The organism is Neobacillus drentensis, assembly GCF_036966985.1.
Classification (GTDB): Bacteria; Bacillota; Bacilli; order Bacillales; family Cytobacillaceae; genus Neobacillus; species Neobacillus drentensis_E.
This window is the reverse complement of the sequence record NZ_JBALSN010000532.1, coordinates 1-3,016: the sequence shown is the minus strand read 5'-3', so window position 1 is coordinate 3,016 and position 3,016 is coordinate 1. Positions and strand designations below refer to the sequence as shown.

Below are 3,016 nucleotides of genomic sequence, written 5' to 3'. Positions count from 1 at the left end.
CTTATGAGCCTTATATACATATTTGTCATACCCAGCAAACCAGAAGCAATTAAAATGCTATTTAAATTAATCCCAATGTGGCTAATTCTTTTCTATGCTTATAAACTAATACCTGATAAAAAATCACGCCCTCATTGGATTATATGGTGCGGATTATTTTTCTGTATGCTGGGTGATGGGCTAATTAGATGGTTCGTTATCGGCTTAGCAGCATTCCTAATTGGTCATCTGTTTTATACAGCAGGGTTTTCCCGTTATTGGCGTTTTACAAAGCTTTCACTTCTTATGATTATACCTATTGGATTATATGGCTTTGTTATGGGGTATCAGGTAATCGCTGCATTGCTTCAGAATCATAATGATACTTTAATAGTCCCTGTACTTATGTATATAGTGATTATATCTTTGATGTGTTGGACTGGATTTTTGTCCCAAAATATTTGGGCAATAATAGGAAGTATGTTATTCGTCCTCTCAGACTCAATTCTGTCATGGAATTTGTTTGTTTCAGAGATTCCTCATTCAGATATCCTGATTATGACAACCTATTATACAGCGCAATTTTTAATTGCACACAGCTTGCGCTTCTTTCCTAGTTTTGGTAGCTATTCTTCAATTGAAAAATAGGCGAGATTTATTGTCTCGCCTTTTATGTTTTCTGTAGCAATTACGGGTTAAAGGAATAATACATTCTGATTATGAATATTAAAAAATGTAATGATAAGGAGGCGATTGAACTTACACGTTGTGAATCATGGAACCTATCATAGAGGGAATATTTCAGCTATGTTGGATCAGTTGGGTGATTCTTCAGTTATAACTGATTATGCTTTTTATTGGTATTCAGAAAATGTTATTCATCATAAATAGGCAAGAGTAGAGTCATCCATTTTTTCTCCAAAGAAGCTGATTAATTTATACACCTATCGGATACAAATATGCAGAAAAAGAAGGATGCCTTTCGACAGTCGGGCGGATTCTTTAGCAGCTTTTCTTGATGAATTGGGCAAGAATGTGAAATAACTATTTACATAAGGGGTACCGCCAGTAAAGGGCGGGAAAGTTACAACTGCACTTAAACCTATTTATACTGCGGATCGAATTACACACCTATTCTTGAATGTTATTAAAAAGTTACCAGAAGATGCAGTGTTCAAATTTAATAAGGTTAGCGGTGGACCAGGAATTGTTGTTATGATTAACGTTTACCTCGCCTACGTAGTTTCATTTGAGTTTAAAGAAGGGAAAATCAATTCCATTTACATGGTGGCGAATCCTGATAAGCTGAGCCGGTTAAACGAAAATATCAAAGGGGTTACCCTATACATCAATAAAAAATGATGTTGTGTCAATCTTGTAGTCTACTTCTACAGGCGATCTGGGACTTATTCGACAGAATGGACGGGTAAAATCGTCCTTTAATTTTCTTATTCAATATAAGAGGTGCTTGAGCTCAATATAAACGGCTGCTTCGGCAGCCTTTTTTTCTTATTTAACATAAAGATCAGTTAACTCATTTTGAAAGCATTTTAATAAGGTAATAAGTAAAAGGAGTTCATCATATTTTATTAAGGCTAATTTCATACTAATCTAAGCAATTTGAATAAAAAGAGGTGAATTATGGGGTCAAATAATCTTTTGAAAGACGTAGTTATGAGAGGACAATATCGAAAAAAGAAAGCAAAGATACTTCAAATTGATAATCCAAATAAAATTGTTGAAAGTTGTTACGTAGGAATCGGAGGAATTGATCAGTGGATAACTATACGTGGTGAGGATTATAACAATCCAATCCTGTTATTTGTTCACGGGGGACCAGGTAGTACCTATTCCATTTTCACCCCATTGTTGCGTTCGTGGGAGAAAATCTTTACAGTTGTCCAGTGGGATCAACGAGGTGCAGGAAAGACGTTTCGGAAAAACGGTAAAGAAGCTAGTGGATCGATCACATTCGAAAGACTTACTCAAGATGGCATTGAAGTGACAGAATACTTGTGTAAGAGAGTCGGTCAACCAAAGCTGATCTTGATTGGCAGCTCTGTTGGTAGTTTGATTGGTTTAAAGATGGCAAAACAAAGACCAGACCTTTTTTGGGCCTATGTAAGTACAGACCAGAATGCCCCCGATCTTAACGGTCGTTTATATATATTAACACTGGATGTCCTTAATAAAGCAAGTATTTCAAAAGGTGTTAAATTGGTTGAAAAGATGGGATCAATTCCTTCCGAATGGACCCGAACAAATTATGAAAAAAGGAACCGATTTCTTGTCAAAGCTATAAGAGGTGTTCCTAATATGATTACGGATTTAATATTGCCTTCATTAGTTACTTCCCCTGAACATAATGTAAATGATATATTTGACTATTTTAAAGGATTGTCATTTTCCCTTGATCACCTTTACAAAGAATTAGTTCCCTTTGACTTTAATAACATAGGAAGAAATTTTGATTTACCATTTTTTATTTTTCAGGGAGATACAGATATTATAACTCCTACTGAATTGGCTAAAGACTATTTTGATGAAATATCAGCACCTTATAAGGAATTTGTTCCAATCAAAAATGCAGGCCATCTAGCCTGTTTTGCTCAACCTAATCAGTTTCTTGATGAACTTACTGAAAGGGTGCTTCCACTAATTATCACTTAAATATTAATGGTGGAATTTGTGCTTAAACCTTTTCATACAAATTAAATGGAACATCTAATAAGGAGGATGAAATAATGACAAATGAAAAAATAAATATCGGAATTATCTTAGGAAGCACTCGTAAAGGTCGAGTTAGTCCTCAAGTAGGTGAATGGGTTAAAGGAATTGCTGACAAACGTGGAGATGCAAATTATGAAATCGTGGATATTTCTGATTTCCAATTACCGTTTTTAGGAACAACCGATGGAACTGAACCTGGAATTGCAGCTTGGAATAAAAAGCTTTTCAGCTTAGATGGATTCGTTTTCATCGTTCAAGAATACAATCACAGTATTACAGGAGCACTAAAAAATGCACTTGATTTTGC

5 protein-coding genes are annotated in these 3,016 nt (G+C 35.0%); all 5 read left to right on the top strand.

Annotation, left to right across the window (positions count from 1 at the left end; genetic code table 11):
* A partial coding sequence (locus tag V7659_RS27315; RefSeq protein WP_335543221.1) for a lysoplasmalogenase occupies positions 1–627 on the top strand: 627 nt, incomplete at its 5' end.
* 90 nt (positions 628–717) lie between these two features.
* Positions 718–870: a DinB family protein gene (locus V7659_RS27310; RefSeq protein ID WP_420491778.1), complete on the top strand. Its 153-nt coding sequence runs from the start codon at positions 718–720 to the stop codon at positions 868–870.
* 279 nt (positions 871–1,149) lie between these two features.
* Positions 1,150–1,341 (top strand): hypothetical protein, encoded by a 192-nt coding sequence (locus V7659_RS27305; RefSeq protein WP_335543220.1) that lies wholly within the window; start codon positions 1,150–1,152, stop codon positions 1,339–1,341.
* Positions 1,342–1,620: 279 nt separating this feature from the next.
* Positions 1,621–2,649: an alpha/beta fold hydrolase gene (locus V7659_RS27300; protein ID WP_335543219.1), complete on the top strand. Its 1,029-nt coding sequence runs from the start codon at positions 1,621–1,623 to the stop codon at positions 2,647–2,649.
* Between the two features lie 74 nt (positions 2,650–2,723).
* A partial coding sequence (locus tag V7659_RS27295) for an NADPH-dependent FMN reductase (protein ID WP_335543218.1) occupies positions 2,724–3,016 on the top strand: 293 nt, incomplete at its 3' end.

What these genes read in the sequence shown, in the direction of transcription:
- V7659_RS27310 (WP_420491778.1), top strand. Translation starts at nt 718, where the DNA reads ATGATAAGGAGGCGATTGAACTTACACGTTGTGAATCATGGAACCTAT.
- V7659_RS27300 (WP_335543219.1), top strand. Translation starts at nt 1,621, where the DNA reads ATGGGGTCAAATAATCTTTTGAAAGACGTAGTTATGAGAGGACAATAT.